Origin of the sequence: Thalassotalea sp. G2M2-11 (assembly GCF_017168195.1) — a bacterium.
GTDB lineage: Bacteria > Pseudomonadota > Gammaproteobacteria > Enterobacterales > Alteromonadaceae > Thalassotalea_E.
This window is the reverse complement of the sequence record NZ_JADNYL010000001.1, coordinates 1,123,253-1,144,216: the sequence shown is the minus strand read 5'-3', so window position 1 is coordinate 1,144,216 and position 20,964 is coordinate 1,123,253. Positions and strand designations below refer to the sequence as shown.

The following is a 20,964-nucleotide window of genomic DNA, read 5'->3' as shown; positions in this document are numbered from 1 at the left end:
TATTTTTATTGAATTATATGATCCGATTTTTCTTTTTATTACCATTAATCATGTGCGCCATTTGGTGGAGTTACCTCAATAGTAAAGGCTTTACCGCAAAACAAGGGTTAAAAGGCTTTCTGTATATCTTTGCCTTTAATGCCATCATCATTGGCTTTTTCGTGATAATGTTATTTGTGACGCACTAAAAGGCGGTGAATAACCAACCAGCCTTTTAGTTATCATACGAGCTAATCGTATTTAGAAAATAGAGCGAAATGATGAACGACCACCACGACGTGTTGTTCTTCTGTTACGCATACGGCTATGTAATTCTCGACGTTTTGCATCTAACCAGTCTTCAGTCGTGATTGGGGTATCACCCGCACGCCCTTGTTCTCGCTCACGGTAGGCACAAAACTCTTCGAACGCTTCGATATCATCTTTTAACTCTTCAGCGACCAATTCGATCATAATCGCATCATCAAGAAAACCGAGTGCAGGGATATGATCAGGCACTAAATCCTCAGGATCACTAAAATAGGCTAGAGCCGTTAACACATCCATTTTTTCTTCTTCTGGGATTTGCCACTCACTATCTTCGACCATAGCGACAAGCGTCTCTAATTTTTTTATTCGCTCACTGACAAAAGCAGGAACCCCACCTTTAACGTCCTCACTCAATTTACGGGCATTATTTAAAATATCGGTTTGTGAAAGTGATTTGGCTCCTTGTTGAGCCTTCTTCATTACTTCACGAAAATGATCCAGATCTGAGTCAGATAATTCAAAAGTCACTTCAAACGCCATTCTTATTCTCCTACGGTTGGCTTTATCGTACCTAAGTTTAATCTAGCAGAAGATTGACCAAGCATCACTAATGAATGCAAAATAAATGTAAAATTTGTGTGAAAATAAAAGAACCACCGAGTTATTTAATTTTCCACTCGCAAGTTAACAATGAGTTTTCAATGGAAACAAAGCACTTAACACCTTCGACATCGCAAAATAAAACTGCAATCACACAGTGTGAAAATTGCAACCAACCACTAAGCGGGCCTTATTGTGCTCAATGTGGTCAAGCCGAACAATCATCCATTCGTTATTTTTGGTTGGTAATATTGCACTTGCTAGATGACATATTTAGTTTTGATTCCAGAGCTAGCCGAACTTTATTACCTTTAATATTCAAACCAGGATTTTTAACACTACAATATTTTGCTGGTAAAAGAGTGTATTATGTCCCACCACTAAGACTGTACCTGTTTATTAGCATTGTATTTTTCCTCTCACTAAAGTTTTTCAACCAAAGCAGTGAAATTATTGATAATAAAAAGTCGATTACCCAAGAACAAATCAGTGAGTTTCGCAAAGAGATTAACTTACTCGCTCTTCAAGAAGAGCAAGTCAATCCGCAGCAAATCGACAAACTAAAGGACTACCTTAATAAGCTGGAAGCGGGTGACACTCCGGACCAATTAAATTTAGCTAAAGACGTTTTATTAGAAGAGCTTGCGACAATTAATGCCAATGACAGTATCAAACCACAAGCTCCACCAAGCGAGCAGCCGTCTGATTTGTTAACCGCACCTACAAATCAGAGCGCTAATGATGGCAAGCTTGAATTCTCGCTCGGTAATGCCGCAGATGGCTCATTATCGTTGCCTTTTTTATCTGAGCAAGAGAATGAAAAGTTAAATGAAAAAAGCGAGTTGATTGAAAGCAAAATAACAAAATTATTAAATGAAGACAGAAAAAAACTATTGCAGGCAGCAATCTCAAAACTTCCTCAATTGATGTTTATTCTCTTGCCTATTTTTGCCTTGCTATTAAAAGTAATGTACTTGTTTTCAAATCGTCTTTATATGGAACATTTAACGGTAGCACTTCATAGTCATGCATTTATCTTTTTCACAGTGCTGATGATCGAGCTAATTTCTGTGTTTCAAGATGTGTTGTCATTAAGCGGAGGACTGATCAACGATAGTTTACAGTTTATCATTACCCTAGCCATGGCTTGGATCCCAATTTATTTATTCATTATGCAAAAGCGGGTTTATCAGCAAGGCTATGTGCTAACGTCAATAAAGTTCTTTTTAATTGGCTTACTGTATATATTTTTAATCGCTATTACCGCAATTATTGCCCTTATTTGGGGAGCCGTAGAAATATAATTACACACAAAAAAGCCGGTGAATGACACCGGCTTAGATTATTGAAACAGCTTACGTTAGTTATTCAGACAACGGCTTCATATGAGGGAATAAAATCACATCTTTAATGGTTGGTGAATCGGTAAATAACATCACCAAACGGTCGATACCAATACCTTCACCCGCTGTTGGTGGTAAACCATGCTCTAGTGCACGAATATAGTCTTCATCAAAATGCATGGCTTCGTCATCACCAGCATCTTTTTCTTCCACTTGCTTGCGGAAACGCTCAGCTTGGTCTTCCGCATCGTTAAGCTCTGAGAAACCATTCGCCAACTCACGGCCGCCAACAAAAAACTCAAAGCGGTCAGTTATAAACGGGTTTTCATCGTTACGGCGTGCCAATGGTGATACTTCCCATGGGTACTCAGTAATGAACGTAGGTTGATCAAGTAAATGTTCAGCGACTTCTTCAAAGATTTCGCAGATATATTTACCAGGTCCCCATACCTTAGCGGCGTCACCTTCTTTAACATGTACTTTTTTAGCTAATGCTTTAATGGTATCAAAGTTGTTTTCAGGATCGCGTAATGCAGCTTCATCTTCTGCGGTAATTAAGCCTTCTTTAGCGTGCTGTAAAATAGCATCAACCATAGATAAACGCGCAAATGGCTTGCCAAAGTCATAGAACTTTTCTTCGATTACTTCGCCTTCATCATTTTTCACTGTATTGCGAACAACACTAGTACCTAACACGTCTTCTGCCACTGTACGTAGCATTTCTTCTGTTAAGTCCATTAAATCATGATATGTCGCGTAGGCTTGGTAGAATTCGATCATGGTAAATTCTGGGTTATGACGCGTCGATAAACCTTCATTACGGAAGTTACGGTTAATTTCGAATACTCGCTCAAAACCACCGACAACCAAACGTTTTAGATAAAGCTCTGGCGCTATGCGCATAAACATTTCAATGTCTAATGCATTATGAAATGTGGTAAAAGGTTTAGCCGTTGCACCGCCGGGGATGGTTTGCAACATTGGCGTTTCAACTTCCATAAAGTCGCGTTCCGCTAAGAATCGACGAATACCCTCAACAACTTTTGAACGTACTTTAAAGGTATTGCGTGTTTCTTCGTTGATGATCAAATCAACATAACGCTGGCGATATTTAGTTTCGGTATCTTGCAGGCCGTGGAACTTTTCTGGTAATGGACGTAACGACTTAGTTAATAGCTGGTACTCGTTCATATTGACGTATAAATCGCCTTTACCCGATTTATGTAAAGTCCCTGTGACGCCGATAATATCACCAATATCTAACACTCCACCCCAACGGGCTTTAATGTCTTTTTGTACATTTTTATCAGCATACGCTTGCACTCGGCCCGTCATATCTTGCAATACTAAAAATGGACCACGTTTAGCCATGATACGACCCGCAATGCTGTAAACCTCAGTTTCAGCCTCTAAGGTTTCTTTGTCTTTTTCACCATGAGCAGCTTGTAAATCAGCCGCATAGTGTTTTCGATCAAACTTATTTGGGTGGCCATTGGCCGAACAGTTTTCTCGAATTTGCGCTAATTTGCCGCGACGTTCGGCAATCAATTTGTTTTCGTCTTGTGCTTGCTCGCTCATGTTTTGCATTATCTCAATTAATTAAATGTGAACTCGTTGTTACTTACGGACTTACAGCCCTGATTTTAATGATGCCTCGATAAACTTATCCAGATCACCATCTAATACCGCTTGGGTGTTTCTATTTTCAACCCCAGTGCGTAAATCCTTAATGCGGCTATCATCCAATACATACGATCGAATTTGACTGCCCCATCCTATATCTGACTTACCATCTTCTAATTCTTGCTTACTTTCATTCTGCTTTTGCATTTCCATTTCATAAAGCTTCGCTTTTAAGAGCTTCATTGCCGTGGCACGGTTTTTATGCTGAGAACGATCCGCCTGACAAGCAACTACGGCACCGGTTGGCTCATGGGTAATTCGAATAGCAGAGTCTGTTTTGTTAACATGCTGACCACCCGCACCAGAGGCACGGAAAGTATCAATACGTAAATCCGCTGGATTAATATCGATTTCAATATTGTCATCGATTTCAGGGTAAATAAACGCCGAGGCAAACGACGTGTGACGGCGACCACTAGAGTCAAACGGTGATTTGCGCACTAAACGATGCACGCCGGTTTCGGTTCTTAACCAACCATAGGCATAATCACCTGAATATTTGATTGTACAACCTTTAATACCGGCGACATCGCCATCACTGACTTCAATAACTTCGGTTTTAAAGCCGTGCGCTTCTCCCCAGCGGAGATACATACGCATCAACATTTCTGCCCAATCTTGGGCTTCGGTGCCACCAGAGCCAGACTGAAGATCTAAATAGCAATCTGCGCTGTCTTGTTCGCCAGAAAACATTCGGCGAAATTCTAATTTCTCAAGGCTTTCTTCTAACGCAGCGACCTCGGCAGCAGCATCATTAAATGTTTCTTCATCTTGTTCTTCGACGGCTAATTCAACTAAACCTTCAATATCATCGCAACCCGCATCTAAGCTTTGAATGGTTTCTACTACCGCTTCAAGATTAGCTCTTTCTTTACCCAAAGCTTGCGCACGCTCAGGTTCATTCCATACTTCGGGAACTTCTAACTCACGAATAACTTCAACTAAACGCTCAGCTTTTTGGTCATAGTCAAAGATACCCCCGAAGCATTTGCGCACGTTCACGAATTTCTTTGACTTTAAATAACACCGGATTGACTTCAAACATTACTAAATTAAATGCCTTTAACAGATGAAAATAAGGGAAAATTAGTCGCGCATTGTAGCCTAATTGCTCAACCAAATAAATGCTCAGATGCGGCTATTTTATTATTTCTCTTGAAGATATTGAGAACGATTTTACCCCATTAACTTACTAAGGCGAGGTGCTCAACCATTAACTGAACATTTCGTTTGCCTCGAAACTCATTAATATCAAGGCGGTATGCAAGATGAACTTTACTTGCTTGGCTATTAGGCCACTGTTTTATATCAATATTAAAAGCAATGGCATCAAACACTTGCCCTTGTTTTTGCACCACCATCTTCAAATGTTTTTCACCAACGATACGTTGCTGCACTAATTCAAAGTCATCATCAAATACAGGCTCAGTAAAGTTTTGTCCCCATGGGCCACTTTGTTGTAATAACTGAGCAAACGCAAGGTTCATCACTTGAATATCAAGCTGGCCATCAGAATACAATTTACCTTGCAAGGCTTCTTCCGTTAACCATTGTTGGGCATATTCATTAAAATATTGTTGAAATTGTGCAAAATTTTCAGGAGCTATTGATAATCCTGCCGCCATCGCATGACCACCAAACTTTATGATCAGTGCCGGGTGCTGACTGGCAATGTACTCAAGTAAGTCTCGAATATGAAGACCAGGGATCGAGCGTGCTGAGCCTTTTAGCTCAGTGCCTGTTTCATTAGCAGCGAAGACCACGCTAGGTCGATGAAATTTTTCTTTTAGCCTTCCAGCCACAATGCCGATCACCCCTTGATGCCACTGCTGGTGGTATAGCGCAAGACCAAAGGGTAAAGCTTCTTCAGTAAAATTAAGCTGCTTCATCACTGTTTCAGCTTCTTGCTGCATGCCCTGTTCTATTTCACGGCGCGCTTTATTTAAACTATCAAGCTCTGCCGCCATCACCCGTGCACTCATTAAATCAGAAGCCAGCAAACAGTTAATGCCATAAGCCATATCGTCTAACCGCCCTGCAGCATTGATTCTAGGCCCGAGCGCAAAACCAAAATCTGCCGCGGTTAAACTTGGTTGATTTTTACCTGCCACTTCAATTAAGGCTTGGATCCCTGGACGGGTTACTCCAGCGCGAATACGTTTAAGCCCTTGCTCAACCAGAATACGATTATTTGCATCTAACGACACCACATCGGCCACAGTGCCAAGCGCCACTAGATCAAGGTACTGTGCGATATTGGGCGGCTGGATCCCTTGCTGTTCAAACCAACTACGTTCATGTAAATAAGCCCGCATGGCCACCATAAAATAAAACGCGACACCGACACCAGCAATCGATTTACTGGGAAACAGGCAGCCAACTTGATTCGGATTCACAATGGCATCGGCGTTTGGCAATGTTTTACCCGGCAGGTGATGATCGGTCACAATCACAGTTAAACCGAGCGCTTTCGCTTTATCGACACCTGCGATACAACTAATGCCATTATCGACAGTAATTAATACTTCGGCCCCTTGTTTCGCTGCTATATTGACAATTTCTGGCGTTAAGCCATAACCATAATCAAAGCGATTAGGCACTAAGAATTCATGGTGTTGACTGCCAAATGCCGACAGTGCACTCATCATCAATGCCGTGCTGGTTGCGCCATCAGCATCAAAGTCGCCAATGATAAAGACGCGTTGCTGCTCAACAAGTGCCTGATATAGCAATTCACAAGCGCGCTCGATACCCAGCATTTGCTTAGCATCGAGCAAGTGTTTTACATTCAGTTGTAATTCTTGTTCGTTTTTTACGCCTCGGGTTGCGTAAATTTGACGAATAACGGGGTGTAAGCTTTCAGGTAAGTGGCTATCATCAACACGATCGCGACGAACAATAGTTTTATCCATGAACAGTCACTTACCTGATGTATAAAAAAAATGTTCAGACAATTAGCTGTCTGCCGTAAAACTTTCTAAAATGGATAATATCGCGTCAGGTTCTTTATAACCTGGCAACATAAAACCATTATCAAAAATAATTGCCGGTGTGCCGCTGACGCCAATTTGACGACCAAAATTAAATTCATCTTCGATAGGTTTATCACAAACTCGTTGTGCGACCGATGAACCTAGTTTTGCTTTGGTTAATGCTTCAGCAGGATTCTCATGGCACCAGATAGAACGTAAATCTTTAAACCCTTGTGAAAGCTGTCCGAACTGATCTTTCACTCCCGCTCTTGGATACGCTAAATAACGAACAGTAATACCTTTGTCGTTCAGTTGATCCATCTGTTTATGAAGTTTACGGCAATAGCCACAAGTAATATCAGTAAACACAGTGATGACATGTTTCTCATTTTTAGCAGGATAAACAATCATGTCATTTTCAAATTGTTTCATGCCGTCAACACGCACTTTAGCAAGGCTTTCTTCGGTATGATTCACTACATTATTACCAGCTAAACCGTACAATTTACCGTGTATTAAAAACTTACCATCACTACTTGTATAAAACATACCTTGAGAAGTGACAACTTCAATAAGGCCTGCCATAGGAGAAGGTTTAGCAGAAACAACTTCCAGACCTATGGTCTCTGATAACTGCTTTATTAGTTGGGCTTTTTCATCACTTGAATGTTGCTGCCCACTGGTCGCATTGGCTTTGAGTAAACCACTTGAAATAACTATCAGCAACGCTGAGGCTAATACTTTATACATAAAACTTCCCAAATTTTGTATTTTTCACTGAACTTATACCAATGGAATTAATAATTTGATCATTCAGCGAGAATTAAAAGGCTTATAGACAAGGCATTGATTGCAGAGAATGGTTATTCCCTTGTCAAAATCAATTACGCAGCATATAAGCCTTTTAAACTCGCCCTTTGGGAGCTTGTCATGAAAGTGATAACGTTACAAATTGCTTTGATGGAGAATAACTACACCAGCATCAATTTGTTTTGTTCTAACTCTCCTGACACAGCTCTGAACTGGTTAAATATTTATTTCCATTGGTATTAACGCCAGTAAATGCGTGTCTAACTGTATAGACCTTAATAAGACCGACAAAATTACAGTGAATTTAAGTAAAAATCAATCAGCGTGCACGAGACAGTGCTATTATCACCATAAAAAGTCATAGTGAAACTAGCATCATAATAAGCACATCTGTTAAACTTGCCGCCAATTTTGCACCCTTCCAATAAAAATCGAGTTATTCTCATGAAAATTGGTCTATTTTATGGCTCTACAACTTGTTATACCGAGATAGCTGCGGAAAAAATTCAGGCACATTTTCCTCAAGGCGATGTTGAGTTATTTAATTTAAAAGATGTTCCGTTAGCCCACTGTGAACAGTTTGATTTATTAATTTTTGGTATTTCTACTTGGGATTACGGAGAAATCCAAGAAGACTGGGAAAGTCATTGGGATGACATTAGCCATTTAGATCTTAATAACAAGGTGGTTGCGTTATATGGCATGGGTGATCAAATTGGCTATACTGAATGGTTCCAAGATGCTCTAGGCATGTTACATGAACAAGTGATCGCTCAAGGCGGCTATGTTATTGGGTATTGGCCAAACCAAGGATATGAGTTTTCAGCGTCAAAAGCCCTAACCCAAGATAAAACAAACTTTGTTGGATTGGCACTCGATGAAGACAACCAATATGCACTAAGTGATGAGCGTATCAATCTTTGGTGCCAACAACTTCAACAAGAGATCAGTGATTTATTAACACAATAAAAGCTGGTTTTATAAACTTTTTCTGTGCAGCTATAGGTAAATCATCACTTTACCTCTATAATTTGCACATCTTAAATTCGAGCAAAAATCATTATGTTTGAGCAGTTTGATCTAGATTCAGCACTTCTAGGCGGAATAAAAAATATCGGTTTTACCAAACCAACATCAATACAATCATTAGTGTTACCAGAAGCTATGGCGGGTAAAGATGTACTGGCTTCTGCCCCCACCGGCACGGGAAAAACCGCTGCATTTTTATTACCAGCCGCCCAACATTTACTCGATTACCCTCGTACTAAACCGGGTTTCCCTCGAGTATTAGTCCTTTCTCCGACCCGAGAATTAGCACTACAAATTAATGAACAAAGTGAAAAACTAACCGAACTCACTAATATTAAAACCGGTGTCATTACTGGTGGTGTCAATTATGGCAGCCATAAAGAAATTTTAACCGAAACCACTGATATGCTAATCGCCACACCGGGGCGTTTACTCGAATATATTGAAAACGAACAATTTGATGCACGCGAAATAGAAATTTTAATTCTAGATGAAGCGGATCGCATGCTTGATATGGGCTTTGCCGAGACAATTAACCGTATCATTGGTGAAGCTAGATGGCGCAAACAAACCTTGTTATTCTCAGCCACACTTGAAGGTTCACATGTCTTAAAGTTCTCAAAAGAGATATTAAATGAGCCGGTATTTTTAGAAGCGAATCCATCGCGTAAAGAAAAAGCTAAAATCCACCAATGGCTACACTTAGCCGATGATAAAAACCATAAGTTTCAATTACTCAGTAACTTATTAAAGCAAGACGAAGTCAAACGAGCAGTGGTTTTTGCGAACAAACGAGAAACAGTACAATTTTTATCAGGCAAACTCTACGCCGAAGACATCCCTTGTGTTTGGCTCGAAGGAAAGATGCCGCAAGATAAACGCAATAATGCAGTTGAACGATTCCGTAATGGCAAGGTGAATGTCTTGGTGGCTACCGATGTCGCGGCACGCGGATTAGATATTGATGATATTAGCCATGTGATTAATTTTGACATGCCAAGAAAAGCAGATATCTACTTACATCGTATCGGAAGAACTGGGCGTGCAGGAAACAAAGGTACGGCTATCTCTTTAGTTGAAGCTCATGATATGCCTGTTATCGGGAAAATCGAACGTTATATGGATGAGCGATTGCCCCGTCGTGTCATTGAAGGCTTGCGTCCTAAACATAAAGAAGCCAAAGTTGCCTTGAAAAAACCAAAAGTGAAAAAATCGACCGCTCAGAAAAAAGCAAAAGCGAAAAAACGCGCCAAAAAACAACAGAAAATGTAAATAAAAAGTAAACAACAGGATATGGATCGCACTCATCATTCAATATCCTGTTAAATCCTCTAAAAAATTAAACAAAAAACCAATAAAACTTGCTTAGCACCAATGAATAGGCGAAAATTACAACATATTGAGTTAATTGTATCCGGCTTCCAATACAATTGTTGTAAATAAAGCCTCAATCACATAGATTATCGTCTATATATTGCAACGTTAGGGATAAGCAAGCATATATGTCTAAAACATTGGCCAATCATCAGATCAAGCAACAAGCAAAATATTGGGTTTGTCGTTTAAATCGCGGCTTAACTCAGGAAGATAAGCCCTTGTTAATTGCTTGGCTCAATCAAAACCCAGTTCATCATCAAACTCTTTATAAGGTTGCTTCTATTTTTGATAATATTAGTGAGTTAGAGAGTCTTAATGGGATCTTTCCACTGGAAAAGCCAACAACCTTCTTACATGTTAATAAAGTAAAATGGCTCTTAGCCTTGGTGTTCACTAGCTTGATAGTAATCACCTTACTTATTTTGCAACAAACATTAATGCAAACTGATAAAGCGCCAGCACCACTTCGTACTTACATGACAAATACAGGTGAAATTAAAACCATCACCTTATTCGATGGCAGTACCATCACCCTGAATACGCAAACGAAAGTACAAGTGCAATATACAACAGTTCACCGTCATATCGATTTATTGTATGGTGAAGCTCAGTTTGATGTTGAAAAAGATGCAAGTCGCCCATTCACTGTCACTTCTGGCACAAAATCATTTACTGCCTTGGGTACCATTTTTAATATCCAGAAAAACAATAGCACCGACATGGAGCTCGTAGTAAGTGAAGGTAAGGTACTTATCAGCGAAGCTAACTACTCCGCTCAACAACTAGCAACATTGATCCATAGTGAAGTGACTAAATTCGATTCCCAGCAAATTATCCAGCAAGGGGAAAAATCTATCATCGAAGACACTGTGCAGCTGGCTACCGCAACATTATCTAATAAGCAATCAGATAAAGAACTCGCATGGCAACAAGGGATGTTAGTATTTTCTGGCGAAACCTTGGTACAAGCACTAAATGAGATTAGCCGATACAGTGATGTAGAATTTGTCCTAGTCGATGAAGCAATCAAACATATCCCGATTGCTGGTTATTTCAAAGCCGGTGACATTGAAGGTTTATTAGCCTCTTTATCCTATAATTTCGGCATAGCATCTCAATTTAACGCAACAAACTCAGTGCAACTTAGCCTGAAAGATAATAGTTAGGGCGTGTTGAACTTTGCTGTTTGAATTTTGTTCAAGATAAACGACTTCTGATCGCGGCACTTGAATTTTTGCATAGTCGTCTATGGTTAATTTAACTACAGCTTCCGCTCCTGCTCACGCTAAGTACCTACATCCATGTAGGCAACAAGCTGGAGGCGTTTAGTTGAACCCTTCGGGCAACATTCGTTTGGCATTTTTACTGTGTTGCCTAACACGGATGTGGGGTAAGATGGCTTTGCAGGAGCATAAAGTCTTTATCGCTTGATTTGAGTACGACTGCATGGATGCAGGAGCTAGGGCGAAGCAGGAAGCCAGAGCCGAGAATGACTACACTATACAAGCGCTGCCTTGTATAAATACCAAACAAACTGCTGCAAAAACAAACTTAAAAGATCTACACGCCCTATATAAAGCTTTAGCTCGTAGCACCTTCATACTATACTGGGATTTTCAGCGTATTATGATTGTTTACTAGTTGCAGTATATTTAATGTTTTCTGATGCTCAAAATGTAAAAAGGGATCAACAACATCATTACTTTTGGGTCTTACTAAAAGTAAAACCCTCGTTAGTTATTTTGGTAACTTTGCTCAGCATCTGTTTACCCGTTATTGCTAAGCAATTATTCTTCTTTGATATTAAAGCTCAACCTGCTGATCAAGCACTTATCGCTTTCGCCAAGCAAAGCGAGCGTACCATTATCTTCTCATATGAATTAACCAAACAATACCGGACTAATCGATTAAATGGTTATTTCAGCCTCCAACACGGCTTAAACAAGTTATTACGACACACGGAGCTTGAAGCTATTTTCAGTGCTCAAGATAAAATACGCATACAACGACGTACAACGAATAACATCAACATTCCCACAAAAACAAAATTAGCGACTAACACCGCTAAGAAAATGGCGAGTAACCAAAGTGCAATAGAGAAAATAGCCATCGTAGGTAGTCGCAGTATCGGCCGAAGTATTAGTGAACTTCCTGTGCCTGTTGACTTATTATCGCATCAGTTATTACAAACAACAGGTCAACAAGATAATGGCAGAATGCTACAAATGCTGGCTCCTTCGTTTAACTTTCCCAGCTCTTCCATTAGTGACGGGACCGACGTATTAAAACCAGCAACTTTAAGAGGCCTTGGACCAGATCAAACCTTAATTTTAGTCAATGGTAAACGTCGTCACCATGCCAGCTTATTGCATATTAATACCTCGGTTGGTCGAGGTACCTCTGGTGTCGGTATTAATTCTATTCCATTTCAGTCAATCAAACACATTGAAATCCTACGTGATGGAGCTGCCGCCCAGTATGGCTCAGATGCCATTGCTGGTGTTATCAACATAGTACTCAAAGACTCCCAAACAGAAGGACAACTCACCGCCAGTTATGGTCAATACAGCCTAGGTGATGGACAGAATATAGATATCAGCCTAAATAAAGGCTTTGCTATTGATCAGGATGGTTTTTTCAATGTTTCATTTAGCTTAAAAGATCATCAGTCAACCGATCGCTCGGGTTTACATGGTTCATGTCAGTATTCAGGTTGCATCAAACAACCTGATGGAAGTTATGTCACAAGCAATCCGGAAGAAGTTTCCGCTAACCGAGATACTTTTAACATTGGCGACCCGGCTTACAACCAAATTGCTTTGGCCTACAACAGTGAATTAAAACTCGTTCATGGCAGCTTATACAGCTTTGCCACGATCTCTGAGCGCAGTAATGAATCCGCTGCATTTTTTCGCGATAATATCAGCGAGCAAGCAAACCCAATATTACCCGATGGTAAACCCGTTATTCCTGGCGGTTACCTTCCTTTTATTGACTCAGACATCACCGATAGAACAATAACACTGGGGTATAAAACCGAGCTAACAAGCTCTTCCTCTTTTGATATTTCCTATTCTTTTGGTGAAAACGAAATCAACTACAGCACGAAAAATTCTATTAATGCCTCTTACGCAAATATGTTAGTAGCGCAAGGCGACTTATCCAGCCATGAGATCAGAGTGCAAATGCCTAGATCGGCAGATGCTTATAATATTTACTTATCCTTACATACCTTAAATTTTGATATACAGCATAGTTTTGATAATTACACTTTAACCCTAGGGGCTGAGTTACGAAAAGACCGCTATCAAGTAAACAGCGGCGAACAATACAGTTACTATAATTATACTCAACAGCTACCGCCAAGCTTTCTAGGACAATACGCCCTCTCTGGTATTCAAGGGTTCCCCGGCATATCTGAAGATGCACAAGTCAATGAAGACCGTAATGTCACTTCATTCTACCTTGAATTAAGCAGTGAGCTGAGCGAATCGATTCATATCAATAGCGCGGTGCGATATGATGACTACGATGGTTTTGGCAGTACATCAAACATAAAACTGGCAGGGCTTTGGCGATTAACGGATGCCATTAAACTACGAAGTTCGGTGAGTACAGGATTTCGAGCTCCCTCAATGCAACAGCTGTACTTTAACAACATCAGTAGCCAATTTCTGGTCAATGAGCACAATATGTTAACCGCCGAACAAGTGGGCACCTTCAGAAACGATAGTCAATTAGCCCAAAGCATTGGTATCCCCTTATTACGTGAAGAACAATCAAATAACTTCTCTCTTGGCGCGGTGTGGGACTTCAGCCAGAAGTTTTCACTTAGCTTAGATTACTACGCCATTGATATTGATGATCGTATTGTTATCAGTAATAAATTATCACCTGAGTATTCACCTATTTTATCTCAGGCACTGACTCAAGCGAATGTTGATAAAGCACAAGTATTTATCAATGGTGTGGATACCCAAACGCGCGGCATTGATCTGATATCAACATGGCAACATCCTTTATTTCAAGGTCAACACACCTTAATTGTGGCCGCTAACATCACGGATACAGATGTAAAGAAACTTAACTTTCCAAAGCAAAGTGTATTAAACCAGCTATCGAATGAACAATTGTTTTCTGCGCAAGATATTTCGATTATTGAGCAATGGCAACCCAAAGATAGGGTTAGCATTAACTCGCAATATCAGCAAAATGATTGGTCATTAACGCTAGGATTAAATCGTTTTGGTAAATACACCATTATGGATGGGAAGACCCAAACCTATGGTGCCAAGGTACTCACAGACGTACGATTTGAACAACAATACTCCCCAGAGTTTACTTGGTATGCAGGCATCAACAATGTCTTTAACGTCACTCCTGATAAAAACACGATTGGCAACTCGCACGGCGGTAGAATTGTTGATCAACAAGGCAATGAAGTCGTTGATAGTTTAGGGGTATTTAAATACTCTCGACGCTCTGCCCCGTTTGGCTTTAATGGTAGTTATCTGTACTTTGGTGTTAACTACCATTTTTAACCAAGCCTCATACAAGTTAAGGGCAAAAGCGGCGACTGTTAATTGCTAAACATCTTCGCATTACTGCGCTTCTTTTCGGGTAAACACCCAGTCATTCCCTTTTGATAATTCGGCATTATATTGGTAACCTGCCACAGCAAATTTCTTCAGCCCTTGTACATCATTAATCTGATGTTCAATGATATAACGCGCCATTAAGCCGCGTGCTTTCTTAGCGAAGAAGCTGATCATTTTATATTGCCCGTTTTTCCAGTCTTTAAACGCAGGCGTAATAATCTCAGCAGCTAATAATTTCTTTTTCACCGATTTAAAATACTCATTCGACGCTAAATTAATCAGCACGTTATCGCCTTGTTGTTCAAGTGCTTCATTTAATTTATTAGTGATAATATCCCCCCAAAATTGGTATAAATTAGCGCCACGTTCATTCGCCAACTTTGTGCCCATTTCAAGGCGATACGCTTGCATCAAATCCAGCGGCTTCAGTAAGCCATATAAGCCCGATAAAATGCGCATATGTTGTTGTGCATATTCAAAATCTTTCTCAGTGAGACTAGCGGCATCAAAGCCCGTATAAACATCACCATTAAAAGCCAAAACAGCGGGTCTGGCATTTTCAGGGGTAAACGGTGTCGACCACTGTCCAAATCGTGCGGCATTTAAGCCCGCAAGTTTGTCACTAATCCCCATTAAAGAAGCAATATCTGCAGGCGTCAGCGTTTTACATTGTTCGATCAATCGCTCACTCTCAGATAATAATTGTGGTTGAGAATATTTTTGTGTGACTAAAGGAGATTCATAATCAAGATTTTTTGCTGGTGAAACAACCAATAACATAACTAACCTTTATGACTTATTAAAATGAATAATTTTATCAACACTATACCACAGCCAGACCATTTTCCTACGTTCTCCCAGCTAAAGTAATACACCAGCGTGTTATTACGATATAACTAATAATGAATAAATTGCGAAAGCTACTTGCTAATTTAACAGAATTTGATACAAATTAGAGTTCGTGCTCAAATTAATGCGCCGTCACAGTATTCCTTAGCTTAAGGAACCCATTCGGACATTATTTGTGCATTTTAGGAGTTACACCAGAAATAAGCATCTTGTCTCAACGCTTAACCGGTAGACTTTTCATTTTTAACACGACAAAGGCAGATGTTATGGCTAATCAATTAGCACAATTAAAAGAAATGACCACAGTAGTCGCAGATACAGGGGATATTGAAGCCATTGCAAAGTTTCACCCTCAAGACGCTACCACTAATCCTTCACTATTACTAAAAGCAGCTTCGTTAAGTAATTATCAACATTTATTAACGCAAGCGGTTGAATGGGCAAAAACACAATCAAGTAATGCCGAGCAACAAGTTATTGATGCTGCTGATAAATTATCAGTACTGATCGGAATTGAGATCCTCAAGATTATCCCAGGTCGTATTTCAACCGAAGTGGATGCTAGATTGTCATTTGACACACAAGCATCAATCGATAAAGCCCATAAATTAATTGCCATGTATCATGAAGCAGGCATCAGCAATGATCGTATTTTAATAAAACTTGCCTCAACTTGGGAAGGGATCAAAGCCGCTGAGCAGCTTGAACAAGAAGGCATTAATTGTAACCTAACCTTATTGTTTAGTTTTGCACAAGCACAGGCCTGCGCAGAAGCTGGCGCTTTTCTTATTTCACCATTCGTGGGGCGTATCTTAGATTGGTACAAAAAAGACACTGGTAAAACGGCATACCCTGCGAATGAAGATCCAGGCGTATTATCAGTGACTAAAATCTACAACTATTACAAAGCCATGGGATATAACACTATCGTCATGGGGGCAAGCTTTAGAAATAGCGGTGAAATCCTTGAATTAGCCGGTTGTGATCGCTTAACCATTAGCCCTCAATTGTTGGAAGAGCTGGCAAATTCAGATGCGGTAATAGAACAAAAATTATTTGCCGAACAACCTGCTATGAGTAAGCAAAGCAGTTTAACTGAAGCTGAGTTTCGCTGGCAAATGAACCAAGATGCAATGGCAACAGAAAAGTTAGCCGAAGGTATTCGAAATTTTGCAATCGACCAAGTGAAACTTGAGAAGCAATTAGCAGAAATAATCTAAGGTTAGTTAGCACACCCTAGAGTTAATTTATTTATTATTCATTTACTTAAAGTTAATTAGTAAAAAAATGTTTCATTTATGCAATAGAGTATGATAAAAAAATCATGCAGTTGTAAAAAAAGGAGCATACCATGAATAAACTCGAAGAAGTGTTGGGCTCACTTGGTAAACAACCAAAAGCAGCCACAAGCAATAACAAAAAACGAAAATGGCGTGAAATAGAACAACTGAAAGAAAAGTTCCAACTAGAAAAAGATTTAAAGGTATATGATGACTCGTTAGAGTACATGTTGGACGAGTTTTAAGCTAATTAAAACATTTTAACTAAAAACCCAGTCATTACTGGGTTTTTTTATAGCATAATAAAAATGCTGCTAGTAACAATTGACCAAAGCGAATCAATGCAGACAAACATTATCGGTCTTGGCGACCATCAAGCTACTATACGTGTTCATATTGAGCACAGGCCACCGCTCGAGCTTTATCAGAAATTAACTCAATTACAGCCGTTACAACAAGGTGACATCGCCAATATCGCCACTCAAACAGGGAATCATTGGCGAAAAATATTTAATGTCTATGCCAAGTTTATTTACCAGTTAACACAAGCTGAATTTGACCGCTGGCAAGATTATAGAGATCAACAATTACTCCAAGCCCGAAGTAATACCGCGTTGATATTTACCTCGCCTGCTGAAGGCGTAACAAAGCTGACTAATCAACATAACACCATTGATATCATCATGGGCAAAACCTTTGCAAGCAAGCTTGGACTCGATAACCAATGTCATTGGCTTTCACCAGAATTTGCCGTCAATAAATCTTTGGGTATCATCATCTGCCCCTATTTTGACTATCGACAATTAAGTAACCTGAAAATCACTCGCCTTTGTCAATTAGTCCAGACTTTGCAATCATAATACGCTGTTATAGGCTTGTAACTGAAATAAATTATTAGCTCTTAACCAGTACGGGTAGTGACGAACGGGCTCATGTGCAGGTTTAGCAAGATAATAACCTTGTGCGTATACCATACCGAGTTGTCGCAGTAATTCAAATTCAGCAAAGCACTCAATCCCTTCGAAAACAACTCTAGCATTGGCCGAATTGGCTAACTCAAAAATGGCGGTTAAGAACTTACGCTTAAAACTATCTTGATGACAATTTTCAACAAAATAACGATCAACTTTAACAAGATCTGGTCTTAACTGGCTCCATAGTTTCAAACCGGAATAACCGGCACCTAAATCATCAATCGCCACATCAAAGCCAAACTCACTATACTTTGCTAGCGCTTGACTGAGCATTTGTTCATTCGGTGTTGGGTACTTCTCACTTAACTCGATCACTATTTGTTGACAGTCGAGTCCTGCAGCTTCGACAAGACGTTTCGTTTCACCTTGAGGGTGAGCATTATCGAGAATAACAAGCGGGCTAATATTGAGAAATAATTTACCTTGCAACGCTAATCGAGAAAATGCATTGACCGCAGTATCCCGACAAAGTATTTCTAATTCAGATAACAGACCACAATGAGTGGCATGCTGAAATAATATATCGGGAGAATAATAACAAGTGTCTTTCGGGCCACGCGACAATGCTTCGTAGCCAAGGATTGTCTGTTGGTTAATATCAAAAATTGGTTGAAAAACCGTGGTGACCTGTTTGTTTTTTAGAATATTTTCAATTGTTTTATACACTAGCATCTCCTTTAACTGATGCTAGTGTAATCGACATGAATGACAGTTTTATGACAACAAAAGTGGTAATGGCTACCCGCAAATAACCAATATTACTAGGGTGTTTTACTCACTTGTTGCGGTATTTTCATCTTCTTGCCCCTCAGGCTCCGCCACAATTTCTACTTCAATGCGATCAACGCGCTGTAAACCTCGTGGTAGCTTATTGCCACGACGACCGCGCTCACCACGATAATGTTCAATATCATTGGATTTAAGCGTCAATTTACGCTTCCCTGCATGTAAAGTCAGTGCATCTTGAGGCGAAATAACCGCTAATAAAGTGACAAATTCTTCTCTTGCTTTTGCTCGCGCTGAAGAAATATTAATGATTTTATTCCCTTTACCTTTACTAAGAATAGGTAAATCTTTCACTGGGAATACTAACATCCGACCCTCAGATGTAATTGACAATACCAGTGCCGTGTCAATATCTGCAATTACTTTTGGTTCCATCACTTTAGCGTTAGCAGGTAAATTCAATAACGCTTTACCATTTTTATTACGACTGACCATATCGACAAACTTACCAACAAAACCATAGCCAGCATCACTGCTAAGGAGGTAATTGGTATCATCATCTGCCATGATCGTTTGTTCAAAATTTTCTCCCGCAGATAAATTAAAACGCCCCGTTAATGGTTCGCCCTGACTTCGTGCGGTTGGTAAGCTATGCGCATCTGTAGTAAATGCCCTACCACTGGAATCAATAAATACCACAGGACGATTACTTCGCCCTTTAGCTGAGCATAGGTAATCATCCCCTGCCTTATAACTTAATGCTTTTGCGTCAATATCATGCCCTTTAGCACAACGCGCCCAACCTTTTTGCGACACAACAACCGTGACGGCTTCACTTGGCACTAAATCTTTCTCTGATAGTGCCTTCGCTTCACTACGCTCAACAATAATTGAACGGCGCTCATCACCATATTTTTCAGCCGCTTCGAGTAACTCTTTTTTCATCAAGGTATTCATCCGCGCTTTAGAGTTAAGTGTTTTCTCTAAATATTCGCGTTCTTTATTGAGCTCGTCCTGTTCAGCACGTATTTTGATCTCTTCCAGTTTTGCTAACTGGCGTAATTTAATTTCTAAAATCGCTTCAGCTTGAATTTGTGACAGCTCAAAACGTGACATCAACTCAGCTTTAGGGTCATCAAAGTTACGAATAATTTCAATAACTTCATCAATATTTAAATAGGCAATTAATAAACCATCTAAAATATGTAAACGCGCTAAAACTTTATCGAGTCGATGCTGTAAACGTCGTCTTACCGTGGTACGGCGAAATTCAAGCCACTCAACCAACATCGTACGTAAATCTTTTACCGCTGGCTTATTATCTAGCCCGATCATATTCAGATTGACGCGATAATTTTTTTCAAGATCTGTGGTGGCAAATAGATGCTGCATTAATTGTTCAACATCGACACGATTGGAACGAGGTACCACCACTAAGCGAATAGGGTTTTCATGATCTGACTCATCACGCAGGTCCACCACCATAGGCAGTTTTTTGGCCGTCATCTGATTCGCTATTTGCTCTAATACTTTACCGCCAGACGCTTGATGAGGTAAGGCAGTGATCACGATTTCACCATGCTCCATTTCATAAACAGCACGCATTTTGATGCTGCCTCTCCCAGTCTGATATATTTTTTCAATATCAGCTTTGGGCGTAATAATTTCAGCATCGGTAGGGTAATCAGGTCCTTTAACATGCTCAAGCAGATCGGCTAACTCACTTTTGGGTGATTCAATAAGCTGTATACAAGCATTGGCAATTTCTTTGACGTTATGGGGCGGAATATCAGTAGCCATACCCACCGCTATACCGGTAATGCCATTAAGCAAAATATGCGGTAATCTGGCAGGTAAGTTCTTCGGCTCCTTCATGGTGCCATCAAAATTGGGGATCCAATCAACCGTGCCCTGACCTAACTCTGAAAGTAAAACCTCACTAAAGCGAGATAACCTCGCTTCGGTATAACGCATAGCAGCAAATGATTTAGGATCATCGGGTGCACCCCAATTGCCCTGACCATCAACGAGAGGATAACGGTATGAAAAAGGCTGCGCCATTAATACCATAGCTTCGTAACAGGCTGAGTCACCATGAGGGTGGAATTTACCCAAAACATCACCAACGGTACGAGCTGATTTTTTATATTTTGCTAGTGCGGATAAGCCAAGTTCTGACATTGCATAGACAATGCGACGTTGCACCGGTTTTAAACCATCGCCGATATGCGGCAGTGCACGATCCATGATCACATACATGGAGTAATTTAAATATGCTTCTTCTGTAAATTGGCGTAATGGTCGTTGTTCAATACCGTCAAGACTATAATCAAGTACATCAGACATGAAAGGGTTTCCCGAGATAAACTTTTATTATCGTTATATTCTACGCTTGCTTTACCGTCAGCCACATTTAGTGAGTATTAGGTAATAAGCTGTTTTTTTTCAAAAAAATAACTTGCAAAAGGCACACA

At 40.0% G+C, this 20,964-nt stretch carries 17 protein-coding genes; 9 read left to right on the top strand and 8 right to left on the bottom strand.

Annotation, left to right across the window (positions count from 1 at the left end):
• Positions 1 to 17 precede the first annotated feature (17 nt).
• A complete protein-coding gene (locus tag IV514_RS04905) occupies positions 18 to 188 on the top strand; it encodes a hypothetical protein (RefSeq protein ID WP_206483785.1) in 171 nt (56 codons plus the stop codon).
• Positions 189 to 240: 52 nt separating this feature from the next.
• Here the strand turns inward: IV514_RS04905 and IV514_RS04900 are convergent, their stop codons facing one another.
• Positions 241 to 789 carry a YkvA family protein gene (locus tag IV514_RS04900; protein WP_206483784.1) on the bottom strand — a complete coding sequence of 183 codons (549 nt, stop codon included), beginning with the start codon at positions 787 to 789 and terminating at the stop codon, positions 241 to 243.
• 161 nt (positions 790 to 950) lie between these two features.
• Here IV514_RS04900 and IV514_RS04895 point away from each other — a divergent pair, with 161 nt between their 5' ends.
• The gene (locus tag IV514_RS04895) at positions 951 to 2,153 is read left to right on the top strand and encodes a DUF3667 domain-containing protein (RefSeq protein ID WP_206483783.1); all 1,203 of its coding nucleotides are present in this window, start codon (positions 951 to 953) and stop codon (positions 2,151 to 2,153) included.
• Positions 2,154 to 2,213: 60 nt separating this feature from the next.
• Here IV514_RS04895 and lysS read toward each other — a convergent pair whose 3' ends face one another.
• The 4 genes from lysS to dsbC all read right to left on the bottom strand — a co-directional run bounded on the left by lysS (position 2,214) and on the right by dsbC (position 7,597).
• Positions 2,214 to 3,770 carry a lysine--tRNA ligase gene (lysS, locus tag IV514_RS04890; RefSeq protein WP_206484032.1) on the bottom strand — a complete coding sequence of 519 codons (1,557 nt, stop codon included), beginning with the start codon at positions 3,768 to 3,770 and terminating at the stop codon, positions 2,214 to 2,216.
• Between the two features lie 51 nt (positions 3,771 to 3,821).
• Positions 3,822 to 4,920, bottom strand: a protein-coding gene (prfB, locus tag IV514_RS04885) for a peptide chain release factor 2 (RefSeq protein WP_206483782.1) whose coding sequence is annotated in 2 segments (ribosomal slippage) — positions 3,822 to 4,844 and positions 4,846 to 4,920 — 1,098 coding nt in all. Because the reading frame shifts where the segments join, the coding sequence is not laid out codon by codon here.
• A 139-nt stretch (positions 4,921 to 5,059) separates the two neighbouring features.
• The gene (gene recJ, locus IV514_RS04880; RefSeq protein WP_206483781.1) at positions 5,060 to 6,787 is read right to left on the bottom strand and encodes a single-stranded-DNA-specific exonuclease RecJ; all 1,728 of its coding nucleotides are present in this window, start codon (positions 6,785 to 6,787) and stop codon (positions 5,060 to 5,062) included.
• 42 nt (positions 6,788 to 6,829) lie between these two features.
• Complete coding sequence (gene dsbC / locus IV514_RS04875) at positions 6,830 to 7,597, bottom strand: bifunctional protein-disulfide isomerase/oxidoreductase DsbC (RefSeq protein WP_206483780.1); 768 nt, start codon at positions 7,595 to 7,597, stop codon at positions 6,830 to 6,832.
• Positions 7,598 to 8,101: 504 nt separating this feature from the next.
• On the opposite strand from dsbC, the gene fldB reads away from it, so the two are divergent.
• From fldB to IV514_RS04855, 4 genes are all read left to right on the top strand, one after another.
• Positions 8,102 to 8,626 carry a flavodoxin FldB gene (gene fldB / locus IV514_RS04870; RefSeq protein ID WP_206483779.1) on the top strand — a complete coding sequence of 175 codons (525 nt, stop codon included), beginning with the start codon at positions 8,102 to 8,104 and terminating at the stop codon, positions 8,624 to 8,626.
• A 90-nt stretch (positions 8,627 to 8,716) separates the two neighbouring features.
• Positions 8,717 to 9,958, top strand: coding sequence for an ATP-dependent RNA helicase SrmB (srmB, locus tag IV514_RS04865; RefSeq protein WP_206484031.1), 1,242 nt, complete (start codon positions 8,717 to 8,719; stop codon positions 9,956 to 9,958).
• A gap of 230 nt (positions 9,959 to 10,188) precedes the next feature.
• Complete coding sequence (locus IV514_RS04860) at positions 10,189 to 11,229, top strand: FecR domain-containing protein (protein WP_206483777.1); 1,041 nt, start codon at positions 10,189 to 10,191, stop codon at positions 11,227 to 11,229.
• Between the two features lie 489 nt (positions 11,230 to 11,718).
• The gene (locus tag IV514_RS04855; RefSeq protein WP_241242172.1) at positions 11,719 to 14,604 is read left to right on the top strand and encodes a TonB-dependent receptor; all 2,886 of its coding nucleotides are present in this window, start codon (positions 11,719 to 11,721) and stop codon (positions 14,602 to 14,604) included.
• Between the two features lie 60 nt (positions 14,605 to 14,664).
• Here IV514_RS04855 and yaaA read toward each other — a convergent pair whose 3' ends face one another.
• On the bottom strand, positions 14,665 to 15,441 hold the full coding sequence (yaaA, locus tag IV514_RS04850; RefSeq protein ID WP_206483775.1) for a peroxide stress protein YaaA: 777 nt from the start codon (positions 15,439 to 15,441) through the stop codon (positions 14,665 to 14,667).
• Positions 15,442 to 15,776: 335 nt separating this feature from the next.
• Between yaaA and tal the strand changes: the two genes are divergently transcribed.
• The 3 genes from tal (at position 15,777) to IV514_RS04835 (ending at position 17,650) form a co-directional block, all read left to right on the top strand.
• Positions 15,777 to 16,730 carry a transaldolase gene (gene tal, locus IV514_RS04845; RefSeq protein ID WP_206483773.1) on the top strand — a complete coding sequence of 318 codons (954 nt, stop codon included), beginning with the start codon at positions 15,777 to 15,779 and terminating at the stop codon, positions 16,728 to 16,730.
• A 131-nt stretch (positions 16,731 to 16,861) separates the two neighbouring features.
• Positions 16,862 to 17,035, top strand: coding sequence for a DUF3545 family protein (locus tag IV514_RS04840; protein WP_206483771.1), 174 nt, complete (start codon positions 16,862 to 16,864; stop codon positions 17,033 to 17,035).
• Between the two features lie 96 nt (positions 17,036 to 17,131).
• On the top strand, positions 17,132 to 17,650 hold the full coding sequence (locus tag IV514_RS04835) for a hypothetical protein (protein ID WP_206483770.1): 519 nt from the start codon (positions 17,132 to 17,134) through the stop codon (positions 17,648 to 17,650).
• Here IV514_RS04835 and IV514_RS04830 read toward each other — a convergent pair.
• Positions 17,645 to 18,430 (bottom strand): EAL domain-containing protein, encoded by a 786-nt coding sequence (locus tag IV514_RS04830; RefSeq protein ID WP_206483768.1) that lies wholly within the window; start codon positions 18,428 to 18,430, stop codon positions 17,645 to 17,647. The genes IV514_RS04835 and IV514_RS04830 overlap by 6 nt on opposite strands.
• Positions 18,431 to 18,535: 105 nt before the next feature.
• Positions 18,536 to 20,836 carry a DNA topoisomerase IV subunit A gene (parC, locus tag IV514_RS04825; protein WP_206483766.1) on the bottom strand — a complete coding sequence of 767 codons (2,301 nt, stop codon included), beginning with the start codon at positions 20,834 to 20,836 and terminating at the stop codon, positions 18,536 to 18,538.
• Between the last annotated feature and the right edge of the window lie 128 nt (positions 20,837 to 20,964).